Origin of the sequence: uncultured Brevundimonas sp. (assembly GCF_947305955.1) — a bacterium.
Taxonomy (GTDB): domain Bacteria; phylum Pseudomonadota; class Alphaproteobacteria; order Caulobacterales; family Caulobacteraceae; genus Brevundimonas.
Window position 1 is genome coordinate 1 of sequence record NZ_CAMZFB010000025.1, and the last position, 24,502, is coordinate 24,502.

The 24,502-nt window shown below is 62.2% G+C and carries 21 protein-coding genes; 12 read left to right on the forward strand and 9 right to left on the reverse strand.

All coding sequences use genetic code 11. The annotated features are described in order from the left end of the window. From Q0Y42_RS07890 to uvrB, 4 genes are all read right to left on the reverse strand, one after another. A partial coding sequence (locus Q0Y42_RS07890; protein ID WP_297802042.1) for a hypothetical protein occupies positions 1–188 on the reverse strand: 188 nt, incomplete at its 3' end. Positions 189–928: 740 nt separating this feature from the next. Continuing rightward, the gene (locus Q0Y42_RS07895) at positions 929–1,678 is read right to left on the reverse strand and encodes a DUF4435 domain-containing protein (RefSeq protein WP_297802047.1); all 750 of its coding nucleotides are present in this window, start codon (positions 1,676–1,678) and stop codon (positions 929–931) included. A 1-nt stretch (position 1,679) separates the two neighbouring features. Next, entirely contained in the window at positions 1,680–2,792 is a 1,113-nt protein-coding gene (locus Q0Y42_RS07900; RefSeq protein ID WP_297802050.1) for an ATP-binding protein, read from the reverse strand. A 51-nt stretch (positions 2,793–2,843) separates the two neighbouring features. Continuing rightward, the gene (gene uvrB / locus Q0Y42_RS07905) at positions 2,844–5,249 is read right to left on the reverse strand and encodes an excinuclease ABC subunit UvrB (protein WP_297802053.1); all 2,406 of its coding nucleotides are present in this window, start codon (positions 5,247–5,249) and stop codon (positions 2,844–2,846) included. A gap of 376 nt (positions 5,250–5,625) precedes the next feature. Here uvrB and Q0Y42_RS07910 point away from each other — a divergent pair, with 376 nt between their 5' ends. The 3 genes from Q0Y42_RS07910 (at position 5,626) to Q0Y42_RS07920 (ending at position 10,597) form a co-directional block, all read left to right on the forward strand. Then, positions 5,626–8,577, forward strand: a complete 2,952-nt coding sequence (locus Q0Y42_RS07910) for a TonB-dependent receptor (RefSeq protein ID WP_297802056.1) — start codon at positions 5,626–5,628, stop codon at positions 8,575–8,577. Positions 8,578–8,704: 127 nt separating this feature from the next. Next, the gene (locus Q0Y42_RS07915; RefSeq protein WP_297802059.1) at positions 8,705–9,280 is read left to right on the forward strand and encodes a hypothetical protein; all 576 of its coding nucleotides are present in this window, start codon (positions 8,705–8,707) and stop codon (positions 9,278–9,280) included. 27 nt (positions 9,281–9,307) lie between these two features. Then, the gene (locus Q0Y42_RS07920; RefSeq protein WP_297802061.1) at positions 9,308–10,597 is read left to right on the forward strand and encodes a dicarboxylate/amino acid:cation symporter; all 1,290 of its coding nucleotides are present in this window, start codon (positions 9,308–9,310) and stop codon (positions 10,595–10,597) included. A gap of 9 nt (positions 10,598–10,606) precedes the next feature. Here the strand turns inward: Q0Y42_RS07920 and Q0Y42_RS07925 are convergent, their stop codons facing one another. After that, positions 10,607–10,828 carry a hypothetical protein gene (locus tag Q0Y42_RS07925; protein ID WP_297802064.1) on the reverse strand — a complete coding sequence of 74 codons (222 nt, stop codon included), beginning with the start codon at positions 10,826–10,828 and terminating at the stop codon, positions 10,607–10,609. A 175-nt stretch (positions 10,829–11,003) separates the two neighbouring features. Here Q0Y42_RS07925 and Q0Y42_RS07930 point away from each other — a divergent pair, with 175 nt between their 5' ends. Next, positions 11,004–11,405, forward strand: coding sequence for a host attachment protein (locus tag Q0Y42_RS07930; RefSeq protein WP_297802067.1), 402 nt, complete (start codon positions 11,004–11,006; stop codon positions 11,403–11,405). A gap of 83 nt (positions 11,406–11,488) precedes the next feature. Then, entirely contained in the window at positions 11,489–11,833 is a 345-nt protein-coding gene (locus Q0Y42_RS07935; protein WP_297802070.1) for a DUF3060 domain-containing protein, read from the forward strand. A 58-nt stretch (positions 11,834–11,891) separates the two neighbouring features. Here Q0Y42_RS07935 and ilvA read toward each other — a convergent pair whose 3' ends face one another. Continuing rightward, positions 11,892–13,400: a threonine ammonia-lyase, biosynthetic gene (ilvA, locus tag Q0Y42_RS07940; RefSeq protein ID WP_366108203.1), complete on the reverse strand. Its 1,509-nt coding sequence runs from the start codon at positions 13,398–13,400 to the stop codon at positions 11,892–11,894. A 162-nt stretch (positions 13,401–13,562) separates the two neighbouring features. Here ilvA and Q0Y42_RS07945 point away from each other — a divergent pair, with 162 nt between their 5' ends. Then, a complete protein-coding gene (locus Q0Y42_RS07945) occupies positions 13,563–14,198 on the forward strand; it encodes a hypothetical protein (protein ID WP_297802076.1) in 636 nt (211 codons plus the stop codon). Next, positions 14,191–14,400 (forward strand): helix-turn-helix transcriptional regulator, encoded by a 210-nt coding sequence (locus tag Q0Y42_RS07950; RefSeq protein ID WP_297802079.1) that lies wholly within the window; start codon positions 14,191–14,193, stop codon positions 14,398–14,400. Before Q0Y42_RS07945 ends, Q0Y42_RS07950 begins: the two co-directional genes overlap by 8 nt. On the opposite strand, the gene Q0Y42_RS07955 is transcribed toward Q0Y42_RS07950, so the two are convergent. Further along, complete coding sequence (locus tag Q0Y42_RS07955) at positions 14,397–15,074, reverse strand: hypothetical protein (RefSeq protein WP_297802081.1); 678 nt, start codon at positions 15,072–15,074, stop codon at positions 14,397–14,399. The genes Q0Y42_RS07950 and Q0Y42_RS07955 overlap by 4 nt on opposite strands. A gap of 149 nt (positions 15,075–15,223) precedes the next feature. On the opposite strand from Q0Y42_RS07955, the gene nadA reads away from it, so the two are divergent. From nadA to nadC, 4 genes are read left to right on the forward strand one after another with little or no spacing between them, the layout of a single operon-like run. Further along, positions 15,224–16,300, forward strand: coding sequence for a quinolinate synthase NadA (gene nadA, locus Q0Y42_RS07960; protein WP_297802083.1), 1,077 nt, complete (start codon positions 15,224–15,226; stop codon positions 16,298–16,300). Then, positions 16,301–17,152, forward strand: a complete 852-nt coding sequence (locus tag Q0Y42_RS07965; RefSeq protein WP_297802086.1) for a peptidase M50 — start codon at positions 16,301–16,303, stop codon at positions 17,150–17,152. Then, positions 17,152–18,675, forward strand: coding sequence for an L-aspartate oxidase (locus Q0Y42_RS07970; RefSeq protein ID WP_297802089.1), 1,524 nt, complete (start codon positions 17,152–17,154; stop codon positions 18,673–18,675). Before Q0Y42_RS07965 ends, Q0Y42_RS07970 begins: the two co-directional genes overlap by 1 nt. 20 nt (positions 18,676–18,695) lie before the next feature. Further along, positions 18,696–19,550 carry a carboxylating nicotinate-nucleotide diphosphorylase gene (gene nadC, locus Q0Y42_RS07975; protein WP_297802148.1) on the forward strand — a complete coding sequence of 285 codons (855 nt, stop codon included), beginning with the start codon at positions 18,696–18,698 and terminating at the stop codon, positions 19,548–19,550. Between the two features lie 80 nt (positions 19,551–19,630). Here the strand turns inward: nadC and Q0Y42_RS07980 are convergent, their stop codons facing one another. Continuing rightward, positions 19,631–20,659, reverse strand: coding sequence for a cell wall hydrolase (locus tag Q0Y42_RS07980; protein WP_297802092.1), 1,029 nt, complete (start codon positions 20,657–20,659; stop codon positions 19,631–19,633). A 427-nt stretch (positions 20,660–21,086) separates the two neighbouring features. On the opposite strand from Q0Y42_RS07980, the gene Q0Y42_RS07985 reads away from it, so the two are divergent. Further along, positions 21,087–21,284, forward strand: a complete 198-nt coding sequence (locus Q0Y42_RS07985) for a hypothetical protein (protein ID WP_297802095.1) — start codon at positions 21,087–21,089, stop codon at positions 21,282–21,284. Between the two features lie 179 nt (positions 21,285–21,463). Here the strand turns inward: Q0Y42_RS07985 and Q0Y42_RS07990 are convergent, their stop codons facing one another. Then, positions 21,464–24,355: a PAS domain-containing sensor histidine kinase gene (locus Q0Y42_RS07990; protein ID WP_297802098.1), complete on the reverse strand. Its 2,892-nt coding sequence runs from the start codon at positions 24,353–24,355 to the stop codon at positions 21,464–21,466. Positions 24,356–24,502: the final 147 nt, after the last annotated feature.

Genomic DNA, 24,502 nt, shown 5'->3' on the forward strand with positions numbered 1-24,502 from the left:
CTCAACAGGCGGCGTCGGGTCGAGAAGGCGGAGCCTTCTGACCGCCGCCCACTCAGAATGAATTGCGTTTGGCCACAGCGCCCGTGGGGCGTGTGGTTGGAGGGCAGGCGGGGCGCGCGGGCTTTGCCCGGCGTAGGTTTGGTTTCCGTTTCGGCAAAGGCACGCGCCCCGCGCGGATAGTTATTCACCAGCAAGCCAGCCGCGTCGGGTCGGGAGGTCCCCGAAGGGGCCGACGAGCGCGGCTCAGCAACAATGAGGCAGGCACCGCTGTTGGCGGTTACTCCCAGTGCCGGTGGCGGGCAGCGGACACCTGCGGCGTCCTGCTGGCACGGTCCGAGTTTCCACCTCGACCCTTGCCGGAGTTCTGTGCCCTAGTCTGTGGTGCTCGCCCCCTCCACCACTTCGTGGTCCCCCTCCCCCGCAAGCAGGGGAGGAGAGAGGCGCGCCGCCGTTAGGCGGCTAGGCCGCCAGCCCGCGTCGGGTCGGGAGGTCCCGTAGGGCCGACGACCGCGGGCCACTAAGAATGTTTCGGCCGCGTCGGGTCGAGAAGGCGGAGCCTTCTGACCGCGGCCTACTTAGGATGCGATACACACGCGATTGCGCGGCGGCATCCACCACATTCCCAGTCGCCGTAAGGTCGAGGGCCGTTGAGGCTCCTTGCCGATACTGGCTGAGGTTCAAGACTAAGGCTTTATCGCAAACTCCATCGGCTCCGTTCCTTCCGGCGGGGGTTGGTCCCCTTGTGGGGCCAAGCCTCAGCCGGAGGGGCGGACCCCGCTCCATCCACTCCCATCACCGCAGGTCCGCAGGCCTTACGAGCCCTCCATGCGACGGGACGCGACAAGGATGGCACGGGCGGAAGGTAGGGCGAGCTGAAAAGGAACGCGATCATTAAAGACGAATGTTTCTAAGATGTTGCAGCACAGTGCTATGCTGCTTCGCTTCCTATTTGTGTCGGTGCGAAGTGTTCCTTCACTGTTTCCGCCACGCGCTTTAAGTTCGATACTCCGAAGTTGGAGCATATGTCTATTATAGCATCCTTAGAGTACTTCACAGGTCGCGTGGAACTGCTTAGCTGTCTAGCTATTAGGGCTAGCACAGTTTTACCTCTCATGTAAATGATAGGATCACTTTTAACTTGATTAAAGATACTTTTATTATTGTACGTGAAAGTTTGACCTGACTCAATTAAGGATAGAATTCTATTGGGGTGAGACTTTAGTTCACAGCTAAAATCACTGTTGATGTGCTTTTCGACATTATGTACGTACCATGACAATATCGAATCTATCTCATTATAGAATTTTTCTCGTTCATTATCATTCATTAGTCTCTGAACTACTTCTCCATCTTCAATAAGATCATTTTCAATGGAGTATCCCTTTGTCAATACAATGTCATCAGATACAAATTCTGCAGGGGTTCCTGTATGTACCCAAGTGTCCATATCCATGATGAATAGTATTTTGCTAGGAGTTAGCTCGTTTTTTCTGTTATAAAGTTCGATAACCTTTCGCTTCCCGCCTACCGGCATGAAGCTTACGCCATATACATCAACGAATCTTTCGACTTTCTTGTACGCAATGTAGTCGTCGTATCCCTCTGTTATTACGGTGTTCAATCCGCTTTTATTTATAATCCCAATAAGCTCGTCAATGCTGTATTCAATATGAGCCATGTTATTCACCACGATCTCTATTCATAGTGAGTTCTTTTTCGGGGTATTTGGTATATATGAACGGAGAATGTGTGGCGATTATAAACTGATTTCCAGTATTTTGGTTGGAAAGAATCTTGAAAAGTTCTCTTTGCCAATCTACGTGCAGACTAAGCTCAGGTTCATCAATAAATATGACGGAATTTCTATTTAGAGCATTGTAACATATGAAGCTCAGCATTTGCTTCTCGCCTGCTGATAGATAGTTAGAGTTCACAGCTTTCGCTGAATCTCCAAATTTAATCGTAGATCCAACTGATATTCCGTCATGCTTAAATATCTGATTTACTACATTTTGAATTTCTTGTATGGGTGCGAGAATATCTGTTCTTTCTTTGTCAAGTTTTTCGATTCTATTCTTGATGCTTTCAATCAGCTCGAAAGCTTGAAGCTTATCGTTAGCTGTGGTTGTGTCTTCGAATGCCTTGATGCTTTCGATAATTGTATCTGAAACAACCTTTTGGGCTCTGTTAGACTGTTCTGAAAACTGCGTGTATTTTGTCAGTAACAGGTCAGCGATATCTCTAGTAGAAATTGATGATACAAACGTATGATCTTTGTTGGTAAGTTTTCTAGAAAGTGCTTGAAGAGATTCTTCAATGTCATTTTTAGCTTGTGAGAAAAGGCCTATCCCAGAGCGCTTCTGAGTCATTGGAATGGAAAAACCACCCTCAATGCGTCTAAAGGTAGGAAAGAATACAGAAGAGCCAACAGATATAACAAATCTGTCGAACTGAGCTTCAGCAGAGTCGCTGAAAGCACCGTCCTCATCGAATTCGTCTTCAAAAAGATAGTCGTGGCTTTCCGTCTCTACTTCAATTCTAACATCAGTCTCATTTATTCTATATATTTCTGCTGAAAATAAATCAGTTTCAATCGCTATTCGTTTGAATGGTATTTCTTGAGTTATAAGTGCGGTATTTCCACTAATAGAATACCACATGGCTTTAAGAACGGTTGTTTTTCCTGAGCCGTTTCGACCAGTAATTATATTGATGTCATCGTTAAGTTCGAATCTCACATCAAGAGACTCGTGGGTCGTGAGGCCATCAATTGCAAATCTGTTAATTTTCATATGTTCCCCCATACTGAAAGATATATATCTAACTTTGTTTTTCTAGAAACTCTACCGCCCTTTCCTCCACGCCTCCGCCTTCTCCGCAGCCGCCTCCTTCCGCCAACGCTTCGGCGCTGACTTGTCCACCTCTTCACCAACCCCCGTCAGCGCCTCGTTGGCGAACTCCAGATCAAGCAGCTTCATGCGCTTGATCTCGTCCCTAAGCCGCGCGGCTTCCTCGAACTCGAGGTTGGCGGCGGCGTCGCGCATGCGGGTTTCCAGATCCTTGAGGGCTGACTGGAAGTTGGAGCCGGTGAAGGGTTTGGTTTCTTCCTTCATGCCCGGCTTGGTGAAGCGGTCGATCTCGCGGGACTCGTAAGGAGACTCCATGATCTCCTTGATGTCGCGCTTGACCGTGGCGGGGGTGATGCCGTGGGCCTCGTTATAGGCCTGTTGCTTTTCGCGGCGGCGGTTGGTCTCGGTGATGGCGCGTTCCATCGAGCCGGTCATGCGGTCGGCATAGAGGATGACGCGGCCATCGACGTTACGCGCGGCGCGGCCGATGGTCTGGATGAGGGAGGTTTCCGAGCGCAGGAAGCCTTCCTTATCGGCATCGAGGATGGCGACGAGGCCGCACTCGGGGATGTCCAGACCTTCGCGTAGCAGGTTGATGCCGATGAGGCAGTCGAAGCTGCCCAAGCGCAGGTCGCGCAGGATCTCAATCCGCTCCAAGGTATCAATGTCGGAGTGCATGTAGCGGACGCGGACGCCCTGTTCGTGCATGTACTCGGTCAGGTCCTCGGCCATCTTCTTCGTCAGGGTGGTGACGAGGGAGCGGTAGCCGTTGGCGGCGGTGGCCTTTACCTCGTCGATGACGTCATCGATCTGGTTGCGGGTGGTGCCGGAGACGGGGCGGATCTCGACGGGAGGGTCGATCAGGCCCGTGGGGCGGATAACCTGCTCGGTGAAGACGCCGCCGGACTTCTCAAGCTCCCACGCGCCGGGGGTGGCGGAGACGAAGACCGTCTGGGGGCGCATGGCGTCCCATTCCTCGAACTTGAGCGGGCGGTTGTCGATGGCGGAGGGGAGGCGGAAGCCGTACTCGGCCAGAGTGGACTTGCGGCGGTAGTCTCCGCGGAACATGGCGCCGATCTGGCCGACGGTGACGTGGCTTTCGTCGACGAACAGCAGGGCGTTGTCGGGGATGTATTCGAAGAAGGTGGGCGGGGGCTCGCCCGGCGCGCGGCCTGTGAGCCAGCGGCTGTAGTTCTCGATGCCCGCGCAGGAGCCTGTGGCCTCCATCATTTCCAGATCGAAGCGGGTGCGTTGCTCTAGGCGCTGGGCTTCCAGCAGCTTGCCGTTCTCGACCATCCAGTCGAGGGTTTCCTTCAGCTCGGCCTTGATGCCGGTGATGGCTTGGTTGAGCGTCGGGCGGGGCGTGACGTAGTGGCTGGCGGCGTAGACGGTGACCTGCTCGAGGCTGGCGGTCTTTTTGCCGGTGAGGGGGTCGAACTCGTCGATGGCCTCGATCTCGTCGCCGAAGAGGGAGATGCGCCAGGCGCGGTCTTCCAAGTGGACGGGGAAGATCTCGATCGTGTCGCCGCGCTTGCGGAACATGCCGCGCTCGAAATGCAGGTCGTTGCGCTTGTACTGGAGCGCGATGAGGTCGGCGCGGAGCTTGGCCTCGTCGATGGTGTCGCCGACCTGTAGGCCGAAGGTCATGGCGGTGTAGGTCTCGACCGAGCCGATACCGTAGATGCAGCTGACCGAGGCCACGACGATGACGTCGTCGCGCTCCAGGATCGCGCGGGTGGCGGCGTGGCGCATCCGGTCGATCTGCTCGTTAATGGAGCTGTCCTTCTCGATGTAGGTGTCGGTGCGCGGGACGTAGGCCTCGGGCTGGTAGTAGTCGTAGTAGGAGACGAAATACTCGACCGCATTGTCCGGGAAGAAGGCCTTGAACTCGGAATAGAGCTGGGCGGCGAGGGTCTTGTTGTGGGCGAGGATCAGGGCGGGGCGCTGGGTTTCCTCGATGACCTTGGCCATGGTGAAGGTCTTGCCCGAGCCGGTGACGCCGAGGAGGACTTGGTTGCGTTCGCCCTGTTGGGCTTGTTCGACCAGTTCGGCGATGGCCTGCGGCTGGTCGCCGGCGGGGGTGTATTTGGTTTCCAGACGGAAGGGCTTGGACAGCTTGTTCTTGGGGCGGTCCGGACGGTGGGGCTTCCAGTCGCTGGGGGCGGAGGGGGCTTCCTCGGGCGTCAGGCGCGGGCCGATGCCGGACAGGGACAGGTTGCGCGGGGGCGTGGCGCTGTCGTGGATGAAGGCGGCGGGGGCCTCGGCGACGCCCTTCTTTATAAGCTTGGCCTGTTCGAGCGCCTGCTGGTTCTCGGCCGCGCGGGCGGGGTCCGAGACGTGGACCGGCTTTTGCGACTTCGGCGACGGCTTAGCGGGCGGGGAAGAGGGGGAACGGGCCATGAACATACAGGTAATGCACGCGGCCGGAATTCGCCAGTAGGTGGCCCAAAGTGTGTGATTTTGGCCTCATAACGACGCTATGCGGGAATCCTGTGCATGGATGCAATCGTGGGGTTTTATGCTGCAGCTTGGCATTCGCGTGACAAAAACGTGCTAAATTGTGGCTGGAACTGACATAATGTCGATACTTGATGACATATTACGGACATGTATTTCTTGGGTATCGTTGATATACTGAAATAATGTTGTTGCGATTGTGTCGCCCAATGAATAGCGCTTGCTCCCATGAGGTGCTGCCTGCGCGTGGCACTGATCAATGCACAGCGTTCTTCGAACAATGTGCGCCGTTTTGAAGTAAAACAGGTACAGTTTGTCTATGCGTAATCGTAAAGACTATCTGCTGGGCTCGACGATGGCAGTTGGTGCTGCCGCTCTGTCGATGGCTATGCTGGTTCCGACCGTTTCGGTCGCACAAGAAGCCGGTGAAGAAGCCACCCAAGTGGAAGAAATCGTTGTTGTTGGCTCGCGCATCCGTCGCGACAACTACAATGCTCCGTCGCCGACCCTGAGCATCACCCGTGAAGAAGCCACCCTGCAGGGTTTTGCTTCGACCACTGAAGCTCTGCAGTCGAACGCCGTCACCGGCGGCACCTCGCAGATCAACAACGCTTACGGTGGCTTCGTCACCAACGGTGGTCCGGGTGCAAACACCATCGGCCTGCGTGGCATGGGCCCGAGCCGCACCCTGGTGCTGCTGAACGGCCGTCGCGTTTCGCCGGCTGGCTCGCGCGGTTCGGTTGGCGCTGCCGACCTGAACGTGCTGCCGACCTCGATGATCGAGCGCGTTGAAGTTCTGCGCGACGGTGCATCGTCGGTTTACGGTTCGGACGCAGTGGCTGGTGTTGTCAACATCCAGACCTCGAAGAACCTGCAAGGCCTGACCTTCGAAGCTCAACGCAACGAAACCCTGGACGCTAACGGCAACGGCGGTTCCAACCGCTACTCGCTGTCGGGCGGCATCTCGGGCGACCGTTGGCGCGCTTCGGGCTCGATCGAACGCTATGAGCGCGACGAGCTGACCCTGCGTGACCGTAAGTTCACCCAGTGCAACACCGATGGCTACCTCGACGGTTCGGACTTCATCGATCCGCTGACCGGCAAGGCCAAGTGCTACCCGATCACCACCACCGGCTCGAACGGTGTGACGATCAACACCATCGGCACCAACACCATGGCTGGCGTTGCTGCTGCTGGCACCTCGGCTACCAGCTTCAACCGCTGGCGTCCGAACTCGGCCGTGACCGAAGGTCTGGTCGGCTTTGAAGGCGTGGGCGGCACCGGCTCGAACAACAACGTGCGCGACACCTTCGAAGACCGCATGCTGAACGAGTCGCTGATCTCGCCGGTGGACATCACCACCGTTTACGGCGAATTCGGCTACGAGCTGCGCGCTCTGGGCAACGCTGAACTGTACGGCGAATTCCTGTACAACAACCGCCAGTCGTCGCAGACCGGCTACCGTCAGCTGGCTCTGGACTACGCCAAGGGCTCGCCGCTGATCCCGTCGAACCTGTCGTCCTCGACCATGTCGGCAACCGACCTGGGCCTGAACAAGGGCCAGGCTGTTGGCGTCCGCGCCTTCATCGGCTTCGGCAACGACACCTCGTCGCAAGAAGTCGACTTCAACCGCTACGTCGCTGGCATCAAGGGTGACTTCACCCTGATCCCGGAATGGCGTTACGACGCCTACGTCAGCTACTCGCGTTCGAAGTCGGAATACACTTCGGAACAGTTCCTCACCGACCGCCTGATCGAGTCGCTGGACGTTGTCCAAGTTGCTCCGGGCAAGTTCGAGTGCGCCCAACTGGCTTCGAACCCGGGCTGCGTGGCTGCTCCGGCTCTGTCGTCGGACGTCATCGGCGGCAAGCTGCCGAAGGACTGGGTTGACTACGTCTTCCGTCCGGTCACCGGCACCACCGAATACATCGAAAAGATCGTTGCCGTTGGCATCGACGGCCCGATGTTCGACCTGCCGGCCGGTAAGGTCTACGGCTTCTTCGGCGCTGAATTCCGCGACGCAGAAATCGACGACACCCCGGGCCTGGATTCGCAACTGGGCAACACCTACAACTACTCGACCTCGGCCATCACCCGTGGCTCGGACTCGGTCTGGGAAGTGTTCGGTGAAATCGAAGCGCCGCTGCTGGTCGACGCTCCGTTCGCCAAGTCGCTGACCCTGAACGGTTCGTTCCGTTACACCGACTATGACTCGTACGGCGACGACACCACCTACAAGGTGGGTCTGGTTTACGAGCCGATCGACGGCGTGACCCTGCGTGGTACCTACGGTACCTCGTACCGCGCTCCGGCTTTGTTCGAACAGTTCGTCGGTGCGACCTCGGGCTTCCTGTCGAACTCGAACGACCGTTGTAACGAATGGGGTGCCGAAGGCGTCAACCCGAACCGCGCCGCTAACTGCGCCGCCGAGGGTCTTGATCCGGAGCACATGGCCAAGACCAACGTCCGCGTGATCACCTCGGGTGGTGCGGAAGCTGGCCTGGCTGCTGAAACCTCGACCAACCTGACCGTTGGCGTGGTTCTGCAACCGACCCTGCCGGCTGGCTGGGGCGATCTGGCCTTCGCCGTCGACTACTACGAAATCGAAGTGTCGAACGGTGTGTCGCGTACCGGTGCAGGCAACATCCTGACCCGCTGCTACGACTCGAACCCGGAAGACTTCGCTGCTGACAACGGCTTCTGCCGTCTGGTCGAGCGTGACCCGTCGGACAACGCTCTGACCGTCTACGACAGCTACATCAACCTGGCGACCGACAACGTTAAGGGCCTGGACTACACCCTGCGTTACCGTAACGACTTCGGTCCGGGCACCCTGCTGGTCAACCTGGGTATCACCCAGTACACCGAAGTGTCCTCGAAGCTGTTCGAAGAAGATCCGCTCGAAGACTACGTCGGCATGATCCAGAACCCGGAATTCACCGGTACCTTCGACGTTTCGTACGCTTGGGACAACTGGCGCGTTCGCTACGGCGTTGAGTGGGTCGACGGTATGTCGGACTACGAATACTACGGTGAAGATCCGGCGACCTCGAAGTACGACCTGGCTGTGGATGACTACTACAACCACAACGCCTCGGTTCAGTACGTCCACGGCGACTGGAAGGTGACCGCAGGTATCCGTAACCTGTGGAACGAAAACCCGCCGGTCGTTTCGTCGGGCGTCCACAACCGTATCGGTAACGCTCCGCTGTACTCGGCTTACGACTACGTCGGCCGTACCGCCTTCATCAACCTGGTGAAGTCGTTCTAATCGGTACAGTTGCCCGCAAGGGTAGCGACTGAAAAAGGAAAGGGCGGTGGATCGAAAGGTCCGCCGCCCTTTCTCTTTGTCGCCAAGGGTGCCAAGGTCAGGGTGTTCTTTGGGCCGGGAGCTGACTATGGGCTTGAAAATCAACTGGATGTGGGTCGCTCGCGTCCTCAAGGTCGGGGCCTTGCTGGGCTTTCTGTTGCCGTGGGTCGTGGTGAGCTGTGGTGATCAGTTGATGATGTCGGCCAGCGGACTGGATCTGGTGCGCGGTACGCCGCAGGTGGCCGATACCAAGGTGCCGCCCGATATGCTGGGCTCTGCATGGTGGGCGACGGCCGCGGCGGTCGTTATCGTCATCGCTCTGGTGGCGGGGATTGTGATCCGTGCGCAGCGGCTGAGGGCCTGGGGTACGGTGTGCGCCAGCGTGGCGGCCATCCTGCTGTTGGGCTGTGGCATGATGCAGTCGATCGACAAGCTGCAATCCAAGGTCGAGGAGAACCTGTCGGGCCGTGGAGCCGGGCGAGGCGATGCCGAGGTGGCGCAGGTTCTGGCGGGCTTTTTCGGCGGGCGCGAAATCATCACCATTGATGTTAAGGGCGGCTTCTGGCTGGTGCTGGGGCTGCTGGGCGGTGCGGCTGTAGCCGGCGTTGGGGCGGCGGTGTCGCGCAAGCCTGTAGCTTTGGATGATCGGGGCGGCGCGGTCTGAGATCGCTCAGGCTGACTGGATTTTGGAATGAACGAGATGAGCAAGACGCGCCGTTTTATGACGTCCCTGAGTGTTCAGGTGATGCTGGCCCTTGTGCTTGGGCTGGCTGCGGGTATGGCGGCGCAGCGTTGGGGGATGCCCGGCGGTGCGGGGGCGGCGGACCTGATCCAGTCGGTCGGGCAGCTGTGGCTCAACGCCTTGCGCATGACCATTATTCCGCTGGTGTTCAGCCTGTTGGTGACGGGTGTGGCCTCTATCGCCGATGCGGCGCGGGCGGGCCGGATGGCGCTGAAGGCCGTGGGCTGGTTCGCCGTGATGATCCTTGTCGCCGTGGTCTATTCGGTGGCGGTGTCTTACGGCCTGTTGTCGGTATGGCCGATTGATCCCGAAGGGGCGCGCAAGCTGCTGGCGGCGGCCCCTGCGGCCAGCGACGTCGGCGGGGCCGCACCGTTTGGCGAGTTCATCAAGACCATCGCGCCGTCCAATCCGATCCGTGCGGCGGCGGAGGATGCCATCCTTGGCATCGTGGTGTTTGCGGTCTTCTTCGGCTTTGCGGCGACGCGTTTGCCGGAGCGTCTGCGATTGCCGCTGACGACCTTTTTCGAGGCGGTGGGCGAGACGATGATCATCATCGTGCGCTGGGTTCTGGTCGCCGCTCCGGTGGGCGTGTTTGCGCTGTCGCTGGGCGTGGGCCTGTCGGCGGGGGCGAGCGCGGCGGGCGTGTTGCTGCACTATGTGGTGGTGATCTCGCTGGCCTGTATCGGGATCGGGCTGCTGTTCTATCCGCTGGCGGTGATCTTTGGCCGTGTGGGGCTGGGCCGGTTTGCGCGGGCGGTGGCTCCGGCGCAGGTGGTGGCCTTCTCGACCCAGTCGTCGCTGGCCAGCCTGCCGGTGATGGTGGAGCGGTCGGTGGATGCGCTGGGCGTGCGTCGCTCGACCGCGGGGCTGGTGCTGCCGCTGGCGGTGGCGGTGTTCCGCATTACCTCGCCGGTGGCGAACCTCGGGGTGGCGCTGTACTGCGCGCACCTGTTCGGGATTCAACCGAGCATGGGGCAGTTGATCGCGGCCATGCTGACGGCGGGTCTGATTTCGGTGGGGACCGTGGGGCTGCCCGGGCAGGTCAGCTTCTTTGCGTCGATTGCGCCCATCTGTATTGCCATGGGCGTGCCGCTGGAGCTGTTGCCGCTGCTGCTGGCGGTGGAGGTCATTCCGGACATCTTCCGCACGGTCGGCAATGTCACGGCGGATGTGGCCGTCACCCGCATGGTGCAGGGTGGCGATGTGGAGCCGGATGGCGATCTGGCCGCCGGGATCTGAGGCCGCGGTCTAGCTGTCGAGCATCTCGAACATGGACTCGGCTTCGTCGAAGGAGTCGAAGTCGAGCCGTGACGGGTCGTGGGTGATCACAAAACGGGTCACGCCTTTGCGACCGGCCAGCAGGGTGCGGTCCCACTGCCAAAGGGCACGGTCTGTCCGCTGTTGCAGCAGCGTCCATTGGCCTTCTCCAGCCGGCGGCTGGGGCTTTGCTATATACGAGCGTGTTAACATCTCGATCCCTCCCGCTGGTTAAGAAATACCTAACCTTGGAAAAAGTCAAAAAACGCTGTCATGCGATTTTATGACATTTTCGTTTGCGGGTGTGAGCGGGCGCGCGGCTGTGAGGGGCAACTGAAGCAGGGGTGGGCCGTTTAATTGGCGGGGGCAGCAATGTGAGGAATGCCTGATGAACCTGCCCAGCAATGCTTTGGTCGCCGTTGTCGATGGTGAGAAACTGGCGCTGTTCCGCAATAGCGGCTCGGCGACGGACATTCAGTTGACGGCGGTGGATGCACCGCCCCTGGAGGACCGCGTGGTCGGCTCTGCGGGGCGAAACTCCAGCGATGCCAATCCGGACAATGACACCCAGGCCGAAGACGGCTTTGCGATGAGCGTGGCTCAGGCGCTGAACGGTTGGGCGCTGAAGAACAAGTTCGACAAGCTGGTGGTGATCGCTGCGCCCAAGACCATGGGTGAGCTGCGCAAGCACTGGCACAAGGAGGTCGAGGGCGCGATTGTCGGCGAGCTTACCAAGACGCTGACGGGGCATTCGACCGACGAGATCATCAAGTCGATCCAAGCGGCCTGATTGAAAGTGGCGTTCGCAGGCTGATGGGAGCCAAGAGGCGATGACGGCGTTCGGACTCCATTAACCTAGTTTGGAGTGTCGAGATGATTGTCGCGTCTTTGGTGTCGCTGGCTTTGGCCGCCTCGGGTCAGGTCGGTGTGGTCGAGCAGAATGCACAGCGGATCGAGGTGACCGGTGTGGGGCATGAGCGCACGATTGATTGTGAAGGGCGCGATGTGGTCATTGCGGGCACCGGTCACACCCTGACCTTTACCGGCACCTGCGCCAGTCTGGACCTGACGGGATCTGGCAATCAGGTGACGATCAATCTGGCTCCCGAGGCGCGGGTCAGTGTTGCGGGCTCCAACCAGACGGTGCGCTGGTCCTCGACGGGGCGGGTGCGGCCCAATGTGGTGGGCTTCAACAACCGCGTGACGCGCCGGAGCTGATGCTTCTCGGATAGTGAAAGGCCCGCCGGAAATGGCGGGCCTTTTGATGTTCGATCCGTCATGCGAGGAACAGTCGGGCGGCGGGGTTCATGGTCTCTTCGATGTAGGGGTAGCCGAGGGTGTCGAGGGCGGCGGTGATGGCGTCTTGGTCGCTTTCGGGGGCGTGGATGCCGGCGAGTACGCGGCCCACGTCGTCGCCGTGGTTGCGGTAGTGGAAGAGGGTGAGGTTCCACGCGGGCTGGAGGCTGTTCATGAACTTCAGGAAGGCCCCCGGCCGTTCGGGGAATTCGAAGCGGAACAGGCGCTCGCCCGACAGTTCGGGGGCGCGGCCGCCGACCATGTAGCGGACGTGGAGTTTGGCGATTTCGTTGTCGCTCATGTCTTCGACGGCGTATCCGGCCTCGCGCAAGCTGGCGCAGAGGGCATGGCGTTCGTCTTGGCCGTCTTTGAGGGCGATGCCGACGAAGATCTGGGCCGTGTCGCCGCTCCAGCGATAGTTGAACTCGGTGATCGAGCGGCCTTGCAGGCTGTTGAGGAAGCGGTGGTAGGCCTCGCGGTCGTCGGGCATGGAGACGGCCAGAAGCGCCTCGGTGCCGAGGCCGATCTGGGCGCGTTCGGCCACGTGGCGCAGGCGGTCGAAATTGACGTTGGCACCCGAGTTGATGGCGGCCAATGCGCCTGAGCCCGGATTGCGGGCAGCCCAGACTTTCAGGCCTGCGAGGGCGACGGCGCCCGAGGGTTCGGCGATCGCGCGGACGTCGTCGAAGATGTCTTTGACGGCGGCGCAGATGGCATCGGTGTCGACCAGCACAATGTCGTCTAGCAGGTCTTTGCAGAGGCGGAAGGTCTCGTCGCCGACCCGGCGCACGGCCACGCCGTCAGCGAACAGGCCAACCTGGTCCAGTGCGGTGACTTCGCCCAGTTCGATGGCCGCCTTCATGGACGGGGCCTCGGCGGGTTCGACGCCGATGATCTTGGTTGTGGGGCTGAGGAATCGGATGATGGCGGCAACGCCCGCCGCCAGACCGCCGCCGCCGATGGGGACGAATACGGCATCGAGCGGCTGTGAATACTGGCGCAGGATTTCAAGGCCGATGGTGCCTTGGCCCGCGATGACGAAGGGGTCGTCGAAGGGGTGGACGAAGGTGGCGCCCGTTTCGGCTTCAAGCTGGCGGGCGTGTGCGCTGGCGTCGTCGAAGCTGTCGCCGTGCAGGACGACATGGCCGCCGAGGGCGCGCACGGCGCTGATCTTGATGGCGGGGGTGGTCGTCGGCATGACGATGGTGGATTTCGCCCCGCGACGGGCGGCGGACAGGGCGACGCCTTGGGCATGGTTGCCCGCCGAGGCGCAGATGACGCCCCGTTTAAGTTCCTCGTCCGTCAGTTGGGCGATGCGGTTATAGGCGCCGCGAAGCTTGAAGCTGAACACCGGCTGGAGGTCCTCGCGCTTGAGCAGGACCGGACGCTCCACGCGGGCGGACAGGCGCGGCATGGGGTCAAGCGGGGTTTCCTCGGCCACGTCATAGACGCGGGCCGTGAGGATGCGGCGGACGGTTTCTTGCACGATTCGGTCTTCAGACGTTGTCTTTGGGGAGGAAGATTGTCGATAGGGCAAGATGAGCGCTTAGTCGAGACAAGAGTGTTTCTTTTTGGCCGACTAGCGGTGGTGTCTTGACGTGTAACCCGAAGGTGACTTTAGTAACCTGTAGGTGACATTGGAGTCCGCGCTATGACGAAGGTTGCTAGGCTTTGGCTCTCGCGAGCGAGCTTGGGTTTGGTGTTGGTCGGACTGGCCGCGATGGTAGTCGGCTATTTTGCGGGATTTGACGGATTTGGCGTCTGTCTGGCGGCGGCAGGGTTATTTGCGGCTGTGATGGGCTTTTGGCTGTCGGAGGTCTTTTCTAGGCCGGGTGAGGACGAGGCAGACGCGCAGATAAGAGAATCACGACGCGACGCCGAGCAGCGCAAATGGGCCTATACGGTGTTGGTGATGCCCATATGCAGTCTCGGGGTGAATATGTTGTCGAGTAACGCCCTAAGGGAGTGGGGCAACGACGCTCAAGCCACAGTGACATCGGCCATGTTGCTCGGGCCGCTGATGACTGGTTTGGGTTTTGTGTTTTTGACCAGCGGCCTGAGAAACAAGCACGCGCAGAAGTGGCTGAATGACGAACTGATGCTGGCCTATTGGGCGAGCGCAATGGCTTGGGGGTTTGTTGCGGCGTTCGTGGCTCTGTGCGTCGTATTTGGTGTGATGCTGTGGAGGATGCAGCTGGCTCTGCCGATGATGCCGTTCGTGTTGTGGGGCACGCTGCTTGTCGCCGCGTTGCGGCTGTGGTGGCAGGTGAGGAGGGCGGATGGCTGAGCCGCGCTTGATCGTGGAGCTGAGGGCTGTGCGGCAGGCAGCGGGGCTGACGCAGGCCGAGTTGGCCGAGCGTGCGCGCGTCTCGCGCAAGACGGTCAACACTATCGAGAACGGGGTGTTCACGCCGTCTGTCGTGGTGGCGTTGACTCTTGCTCGGGCGCTGGATGCGCCGTTGGACGCGCTGTTCCGGCTGTCGGACTAGTTCTGGGGGTATTTGAGGGCGACGAAGATGTTGGCGGCTTGGGCCGGGGGAAGGGCCAAGAGGGTGGCGTCGGTCTGGATGCCGGCTTCGCACTGTTCGGCGGTGTCGAGCGGGGTGGTGCGGGCTTGGTCGGCGAGGCGGGGGCTGACGCCTTTTTCGAGCATGGCGGTCTGGAGCCGTGAGAAGGCCTGCTGGGGATCGATGGTGCGCGGTGTCGGGGTGTCCATGCCCTTGCGCGCGGCGATGACGGTCTTGGCAGCGATACGGTCCAGCAGGACCATGGCCTCAGGGCTGTAGCGGCGGGCTTCGGTGGGGCCGTAGGCAGCGAACGACGCGCACAGGGCGACGTCCTCGGCCTTGAGTGTGTTGGCGAGGGCGGCATCGACCTTGAGAATGTCGATGATGGCTTCGTCGGGGGCTTGGGCCACGTCGCGCAGCTTGGAGGTCAGGAAGGCGGCGCCGAGGGTGGCGTCGTCGGTGGCGGCGTCCTTGCGCTGGCGCTCGATGGCCTTCCAGTCCTCGGGGAAGTGGGTGCGGATGGCGGCGACCAGCTCCGAGGGCTGTGCGGTGGGGTCGGAGGCGCTGCCGCGGGTCAGAAGCGTGCGGCCTACCAGTGCGAGGGCCAGCAGCGCGAGGGCGATCAGGCCGATGACAACAAGCTTGCGATTGGACATGGCGCGGCCCCCGTTTGACGTCTGACACGAGGGCAACGGGGCGGGCGCGGGGTTGGTTCCTGTTTGATTGACCTTGCGTCAGCGAACGGAGAGCTTATTGTATGCCTAGCTTATGCTAAAAGTGAGCATAAGGGTGTAGGGAGGCGGTCATGGGCGCTGCGTTCGGACTGAGCAAGGAACTGGCGGAGGAAACCGCTGCCGTGTGGGAGAAGGTCAAGGACCACACCACGCCGATGGAATGGCCGCGTCAGGCGGAGCTGATCGCCGAGATCAACCGCCTGAAGAAGGAGCGCGACGCCGTCATCCTCGCGCACAACTATATGACGCCGGATATCTTCCACGGCGTTGGCGACTTCGTGGGCGACAGTCTGGCGCTGGCCAAGGAAGCGGCCAAGGTGGATGCCAAGGTGATCGTTCAGGCGGGCGTTCACTTCATGGCCGAGACGTCGAAGATTCTGAGCCCTGAAAAGACGGTGCTGATCCCTGATCTGCGGGCGGGGTGTTCGCTGGCGTCGTCGATCACGGGTGAGGATGTGCGGCTGATCAAGCAGCGGCATCCGGGGCTGCCGGTGGTGACCTATGTGAACACGACCGCCGATGTGAAGGCCGAGACGGACATCTGCTGCACCAGTGCCAATGCCGTTCAGGTTGTGGAGTGGGCGGCCAAGGAATGGGGTGTCGACAAGGTCATCCTGATCCCTGACGAATATCTGGCGAGGAATGTCGCGGCGCAGACGAGCGTCGGCATCATCGCGTGGGCCGGACATTGCGAGGTGCACAAGCGGTTTACCGCGCAGGACATCGCCGACATGCGCGAGGCGTGGCCGGGGGCGGAGGTACTGGCCCACCCCGAATGCCCCGAGGAGATTTTGCACGCGGCGGACTTTGCCGGATCGACGGCGGCGATGATTTCCTATGTCGAGAACAAGCGTCCGGCCAAGGTGGTGCTGATCACCGAATGCTCGATGGCGTCGAACATCAAGGGCGATGTGCCGGAAGTGGACTTTGTCGGGCCGTGCAACATGTGCCCGCATATGAAGCGTATCACGCTGGAGAATATCCGCGACTGTCTGTTGCACATGCAGTTCGAGGTGACGGTGCCGCACGAGGTGCAGGAACGCGCCCGCGCGGCGGTGCAGAAGATGGTGGACCTGCCGCCGCCGACCAAGCCTGCGCGCTATGATCTGGTACGGGCGCGTCATGCGGTCGATGTGGAGTTGATCTGAGTGACCGATCAGGGACCCTGGGGGCGTCGTGACGGCACTGAGCCGGACACTGTCGTAAGGTTGGAGCCGCGACCGGAGGGCAGGGGCGCACCGCCGCCGCGTCAGCCGAAGACGGCGGGCAATGGGCGGGTGACGCTGGTTGTCTCGACCGTGTTGATGGTCGGTTTCCTGTGGTTTCTGACCGGAAGCTGGGTCATTGCGGGTTCACTGATGTTTGCGCTGTTCGTGCATGAGTACGGGCATGTGCTGGCGATGAATCGTCTGGGCATGGGACCGGCGAGCATCCACGTCATTCCGTTTCTGGGTGGTCTGGCCAAGGGTAAGCGCGAGCCGGCCAGTGAATGGATCGGTGTGCTGGTGTCGCTGGCGGGTCCTGCATTCGGGTTGTTGGCCATGCTGCCGCTGGTGGGCGTGTGGCTGGTCACGGGGAATGCGGAGTGGATTGCGGCGGCGTTTTTCGTCGCCATGCTGAACCTGATCAATCTGGTGCCTGCGCCGCCGTTGGATGGATCCAAGGCGCTGGGTCCGGTGTTGGCCAAGGTGCACCCGATGCTGGAGCGCGGCGTGTTGCTGGCGATCGGTGTGGTGGTTGTGGCGTGGGGCGTGATGACGGGCCGCTGGATACTGGCGGTCTTTCTGGGCATCGCGGTGCTGGGGCATCTGCGGGGCGGGCCGATGCGCGGCTTTGGTGTGCCGTTGAGTGGGGGTGAGGCGGTCAGATCGCTGGGGCTGTGTCTGTTGGTGGCGGCTCTGTGTGCGGGTGCTGCGGCGGCGTCGCTGATGGCGATGACAGGAGGCGATGTGGGCGCGGCGGTCGATATGGTGTTCCGCTATCTGGGGATTGGCCGGTGATGCGCCGCGTCGTCGTCCATGAGGGGCCGTTGATCGTCGGGGGCGGTCTGGCGGGATTGTCGGCGGCGTTGGAGGCGGTTCCGGTTGAGGGCGTGTCCAAGGGGGCGCTGATGGTGACGCCTGCGCCCTTGCTGGATGCCTGTTCGTCGGCTTGGGCGCAGGGCGGCATGGCCGCGGCGCTGGGCAAGGGCGACAGTGCGGAGCTGCATGCACGCGATACCGAGGCGGCGGGTGCGGGGCTGGTGGTGGCCGACGTCGCCACGGAACTGACCGGACACGGGCGCGGGACGGTGGACTGGTTGGCGTCGCTGGGTGCGCCGTTTGACCGCGAGGCTGACGGCGGGTTCGCTGTGTCGCTGGAGGCGGCGCATTCGGTGCCGCGCGTGGCGCGTGTGGGCGGCGACGGCGCAGGGCGGGCCATATTGTCGGCGGTGGTCGAGGCGGCCCGCGCGGCGAGCCATATCGAAATCTGGGAGGACGGGCGGCTGCGCGGCCTGTTGCAGGATGCGGCGGGGCGGGTCTGTGGTGCCGTCATCGAACGGGCGGACGGTGGGCTGGTGGATGTGCATGCCCATGCGGTGGTGCTGGCGACGGGCGGGATTGGCGGTCTGTTCGAGGTGACGACCAATCCGGCGGCCTTGCGCGGAGAGGGGATGGCGCTGGCCTATTTGGCGGGGGCGGAAATTCTTGATCCGGAGTTTGTGCAGTTCCACCCGACGGCGATCGATGCGGCACTGGACCCTGCGCCGCTGGCGACGGAGGCCTTGCGGGGCGAGGGGGCGCGGCTGGTGGATCGGGATGGCGCGTTCCTGATCGGGCCGGAGCCGGATGCGGACCTTGCGGCGCGCGATATCGTGGCGCGGGCAGTGCATGCGGCGCGGGCGTCGGGACGCGGGGCGTTTCTGGATGCGCGGGCGGCGGTCGGGGAGGATTTCCCGCACGATTTTCCGGCGGTGTTTGCGGCCTGTATGGGGGCGGGGATCGATCCTCGCGTCCAGCCGATACCGGTGGCGGCGGCGGTCCACTACCACATGGGCGGGATCGCGGCGGATGCCGACGGGCGCACCGCTGTGGCGGGGCTTTATGCTGTAGGCGAGTGTGCGGCCACGGGCGTTCATGGGGCCAACCGACTGGCCTCCAACAGCCTGTTGGAAGCGGCGGCCTTTGGGCGGCGGGCCGGACGGGCGGCGGCGCGTGAGGGGATGGCGGCGGTCGGGCCTCTGTCGCCCGTGATCGTGGGGGGCGACCTGCCGGAAGATGAGATGCCTGCGCTGAGGGCGGCGATGACACGCCACTGTGGTGTGGTGCGTGACGGTGAGGGGCTGGCGGCGCTGTGCCGCTGGCTGGATGAGTTGGCAGGGCGCTATCCGGCGGCTTTGCCGGTGGTGGCGGCTATGAGGGTGGCGCAGGGAGCCTTGCAGCGGCGCGAGAGCCGTGGCGGGCATTTCCGCAGCGACTATCCGGCGACGGACGCGGTGGCCCTGCATACGCGCATGACGGCGCGGGTGGCGGTGGCCGCATGAAGGATGTGAAGGACGTGAATATGGTGCGCGAACTGCCTGATCTGGTGATCGAGCCTGTGGTGCGGATGGCGCTGGCCGAGGATCTGGGGCGCTGTGGCGATGTGACGGCGCAGGCCTGTATTCCGGCAGATGCGACAATGAAGGCCCAGTTCCGCGCCCGTCAGGACGGGGTGATGGCGGGCGGCGCGGCGGTGCGGATCGCCTGTCTGATGATGGACCCTGCTGCGCGAGTGGATGTGCGCGTGGCCGATGGCGCGGAGATCGGCAAGGGTGATGTGCTGGTCGAGGTGGAAGGCTCGGCGCGGGGGCTGCTGGCCGCGGAGAGGACGGCGCTGAACATCCTTGGGCGGATGTGCGGGATCGCCACCCAGACGCGGACCTATGTGAAGGCGGTGGCGGGGACCAAGGCCCGCATTGCCGACACCCGCAAGACGACGCCGGGTCTTAGGGCTTTAGAGAAGCATGCGGTGGCGTGCGGGGGCGGGATCAATCACCGCTTCGGACTGGATGACGCCATCCTGATCAAGGACAACCACGTGGCCGTCTGTGGCGGCGTGGGCAAGGCTGTGCGCGCGGCCAAGGCCTTTGCGCCGCACCTGATGAAGGTGGAGGTCGAGGTGGACGGGCTGGGCCAGCTGGACGAGGCGCTGGCTGAAGGGCCGGACGTCATCATGCTGGATAATTTCTCGCTGGCCGACATGGAGGAGGCCGTGCGGCGGGTGAAGGCCAGCGGCGTTCGGGTGGTGCTTGAAGCGTCGGGCGGTGTGAATCTGGACACCGTGGCGGGGATTGCCGCGACGGGTGTCGACGTCATTTCCGTGGGGGCGCTGACCCACTCGGTCATCCAACTGGATATCGGTCTAGACGCGATCTAAAATATTACGGTTATTCGAGGAACAGGCCGTCGGTGCAGGGGTTTAGTTAACCAAGCACCGGCGGCCTGTTTTTACCTGTTTCAGGTCGATGCTGCGACGGGCGCGGTCTGGACAGAGGCCGCGTTCGCACCCCCTGCATGGGCCGGAGCGCTGGGAGCGATTTGAACCGTCGGGGTAGCGACGGGCTTGGCTTCAGCCTCATCGGCAACATATGGACGCGGGCCCTGCGGGGCGGCCGGAGCCGAGGTCATAGACGCCTGCATCACCTGCGGAACGGCGGCCGAAGCCTGAATCTCGCGCGAGAGGGCGGCAGCAGAGCCGTTTTGGCCGCCGAAGCGGTAGAACAGGTGCGAGCCGACCTGACTGACGCGGACCAGACGGTTGCGCCATGCCGGAGAAACGCCGGTGGTGTGGAAGTGGGTGGCCGAGCCGACGGCGGAATAGGCCTGACCGGACAGGGCCGCCGAGGCCACGTCACGGGCGCGGTTCCATGCGGCGCGGTTGACCGCACCACGCATCACACCATTGCAGGTGAAGGAAAACTGGCAGCCGGTCGAGCGGTTGGAGCCTTGGTAGACGACGCCGCAGACGGTTTTCGGGAAGGCGGGGTGGCGGGCGCGGTTCAGCACAACCTGTGCGACGGCCTTCATGCCATTGGTGCCTTCACCGCGCGCTTCGTAATAGACGGCTTGCGTCAGGCATTCGAGGTCGCGCGACTGGTCGCGGGCACCGGTGACGCGGAAGCTGCTGACGGGATCGGGATTTTGGGCCTGTTCCAGACGGGAGGCCAGAAGTTCTGCCTGACGGTCGCGAAGGGCGGCACCATCGACAGCATAGGGATCGTGACGGTTGGCAATAGCCAGGGCGCTGGCATCAAGGCCGCCTGCAGCGACCGCCATAGCTTCCTGGCTGTACCCATCCATGCCGGCGGTCGTGATCCGCTCAACCTGGGTGCGTACGGTAGAGGCCTGGGCTGATACGCCGCCCATATAGGCTCCTCCGACCGCGAGCGTGACGAGACCGCCAAAGGCTACCGTGGCCGCGACAGGGCGCGTGTCCAGCTTGCTTATGGCGCGTTTGATCTCACGCAGGGGCGAAGAGAGTGACAAAAGATATTTCCTGTTTGGCAGGGCGAGGAACGCCGCCCCTTAGATCCGGTACCCACAGTCGGAACTCATCCGTACGCAGAGACCGGGTGCCGCGGTTGCCGGACAGGGCGAACAGCGGAAGCCGAGCCTTAAGCCATCTAGTTGTGGCGGAAATGTGATTGATTCGAAGGTTTTTGTGAAGTTGTGGACAAAAGTGGTAGGGCTTTGAGAGCAGTTTATAACTTTGCCATACCGCCCTGTGTGATCGGTATAGATATTCTTACGAATACTGTATTTGAAAGTTTAGATAACTCTTGAAGTAAGAGATCGTAATTGCCGAAAGCCGTTTTCGAGGCCTTATGAATACTTGGGCCGTAACGATGGTTTTTCAAGGAACCTTGGGTGCAGTTGGGGGTTCAATTGGCAAGGGATTCAAGGAGTTCGCACGATGCCCACGGTTATCCGGAAAAAATTGGTTTTAGGCGGCTCTGTGCTCGCGGTGTTGGCGCTGGGGGCTTGCGGGCACACGGTCGAGCAACGGGCGGCAACCGGTGCCATCGCCGGCGCGGTTGTCGCCGGTCCGGTGGGGGCTGCGGTTGGCGGTGCGGCCGGAACGGTCGTGGGCCAGGCCGACAAGCCGCGCTGAGACCGTCGATCAAGCTTCAAGATTCATGGGGCGTTTCCGCCATCGCAGAAAACGGTGTGCGGGACGGCCCTGATGATAGTCCCGCCTCTCTCGGGATGACGGCCTTCTGACCTGAAAGGTTTGGAAGACGGCAACTGCCAGACCCTGTCGATCAGGGTCTGGCTTTTTTTATGCCGGGGTCAGCTCTCGCTGCCTTGTTCGCGTTGGGAAGGTTGGACGTCGTCGCGAGGGAGATCGGCACCGATCAGGGCGCGAAGCTGGGCGGGCGTATAGGGTTTGGGCAGGAAGGCCCATGTCGTGTCGCGCAGGGCCTCGGCCTCGCCGGGGAAGCCGGAGGACAGGATGACCCGCATGGTCGGCCATTCCTCGGAGGCGCGCTGGGCCAGTTCGATCCCGCTGAGACCGCCCGGCATGAGGATGTCGCTGAGCAGGACGTCATAGGCGTTCATGGACAGCTTCTTCAGGGCAGCGGTGGCCGAGGCGACGCGCTCGACGGCCAGACCCTCGCCCTGGAGGACCGACAGGGCGACCGTCGCGACGGCGTCGTCATCCTCGACCAGCAGGATTTTGAGCGGGTTGCGGTGGTCGCGAACGACCGCCTCGACGTCATTGGCGACGCCGTTGGCATGGGAGGCGATGGCGGCGGTGTTCTCGGCACTGGCCCACGGCAGGAAGAGGTTGATGCGGGTGCCTTTTCCTTCCTGTGACTGGATGGAGGTGGAGCCGCCGCTTTGGCGGGTGAAGCCATAGACCTGCGACAGGCCAAGGCCGGTGCCGTGGCCGACGCCCTTGGTGGTGAAGAAGGGCTCGAACACGCGCTTTTGCACCTCTTCGCTCATGCCCGTGCCGTTGTCGGCGACCGTGACCCGCACATAGCGGCCCGGCATGAGGTCGGCGGGATGGATGGCTGCAGGGGTGGCTTCCGGACCGGGTTGGTCGCCCAACGGCAACTGCGGGTCGCGCGGGGCGGGCACGATGTACTCGGCGGTCTCGACCGTGATGCGGCCTGTCGGCGGGCAGGCATCGCGGGCGTTGACCAGAAGGTTGATGAGGGCCGCTTCGAACTTGCCTGAATCGACGAGGGCGGGGGTCTCGCCCTTGCGCAGTTTGAAGCGCAGGGTCATGCCGTCGCCGACAGCCTGATGCAGAAGAGGCTCGCCTTCGCGCATCAGGGCGTTGATGTCGGTCGAGGACGGGCGAAGGGTCTGGCGGCGCGAGAAGGCCAGCAGCTGGCCGGTCAGGCGCTCGCCACGGCGGGCGGCGGCCAGCGCAGCCTCGGCCATCTTCTGGCGGCGGGCCGGATCTTCGGTGCGCAGGATGATGTCCAGACCGCCCATGATGACAGTCAGCAGGTTGTTGAAGTCATGGGCCACGCCGCCGGTCAGACGACCGATGGCTTCGAGGCGGTGGGAGCGGACCAGTTCGGCCTCGGCCTTGGCCTTTTCGGCGAGGGCGGCGGTGACGCGCTCTTCCAGCAGTTCGTTGATGCGTTTCAGGTCGCGCTCGGCACGCTGGCTTTCGGACACGTCGATGCTGACGCCGGTAAACCCGACGAGGGTGCCGTGGACGTCGTAGCGCGGTGCGCCTTCGGTTCTCAGCCAGCGGGTGCCGAAGGTCGGGTGATTGACGCGGCCGAGATAGGAGAAGCGGCGCTCCTCGCGTGTGGCGGTGGTCAGGACCTTGTCCAGGGTGTCGCGCTCTTCGACAGGGGTCCATTCGCGGATAGCGCTGATGAGGCGCTTGGGCGGCTGGCCCGCAAAGGTGGAGCGGAAGCGGCGGTTGCCGAACTCGGTGTTGCCGTTCTTGTCCACCATCCAGATCAGGGCGGGGGCGCTGTCGGCGATGGTGCGGAAGCGGGCCTCGGATTCCTGGACGAGGGTGGTGGCTTCCTGCGTGTCGGTCACGTCATAGGCCGTGCCGATCAGGCCGACGCGGTTGCCGTCGATATCGACATGGGGCTGGTGGAACGACCGCAGCCAGCGCCATGCGCCGTCGTGGCGGCGATAGCGGGCCAGAATGGTGAAAGGTGCGTTGCTTTCGATGCCGTTCCAGAAGTCGCGTGCGGTTCGGTCGTAGTCGTCCGGATGGATGTGCCGACGCCAGTCGTGGACGCGAAGCTGGATATCCTCGTCGCCGACAAAATCCTTATAGGCGCGGTTGAAGAAGGTGCCGGTCAGCTCGTTGTCGGTCAGCCACAGCATGACCGGAATGGAGTTGGCGACGGTGTGGAAGCTGTGCTGGGAGGCGCTGAGGGCGGCCTGGGCCTCGCGGACGGCGGAGATGTCGACGCCGATAGCGATCAAGCCATAGCGGGTGCCGTCGGCATGGCTGAGGGGGCGGGCCTCGGTCATCAGGCGGGTGAAACTGCCGTCGGGGCGCATGCAGCGCACCTCGGCCAGCCACGGGGCCTTGTCCGACGTCTGGGTATCGACCAGCGTGGCCTTCAGGCCCTCGATGTCATCGGGATGGGTGATGTCGGCGAGGTTGCGGCCGATCAGCCAATCGCGGGGGCGGCCTGCGATACGCGCGAAACATTCATTGGCGTCCAATATGGTGCCGTCGAAGGCGTTGCGGACGATGGCGACAGAGGACTGGTCGAGGACGGCCTGCTGTTCGGTGGCCAGACGGTCCTGTTCACGCATCAGGTGGACCATCTGGTCGTGGGCGACGGACAGGCGGCGGACGCTGTGGCGCAGCGAGGCACCGATGACGCCGCTGAGCGAGCCGATAATGGCAAAACTGATGACGGGTCCGATGAACGGCCCTTGCGGGTGCGGATGGCCGGACAGCGCGCCGATCAGCCACAGGCCGAAGATGCAGAAGATGACGGTGAGAAAGCTGGTGGCATATCCGCAGGCCAAGCCCGCCAGCATGACTGCCGGGATCAGCAGGGAGAAGCCGACAACATGGTCGAACACGCCCAGCAGGACGCCGCGTATCAGGATGAAGACCGTCGTGAACGCCAAGGTGATCAGGATACGCGCCGGCCATGAGGGCAGCGGCCTTTGGGCCAACCTTTCAAGGAAGGTGTTCGCCAGAAGCGAACTATGGTCCTGTTGGGTTGGGGACATTCAGCGGGGTCAACTGCACAGTGGGAGCGGTGTTATTAGCGCAGACCGATGTGCCGGAGAACGGCGTACCGATGAAACCTGCGCTGTCAATGCAACGCTGGATGCGTAAGGGCGTTCCCATGGGCAATGTCAGCAACGGGTTGAGGC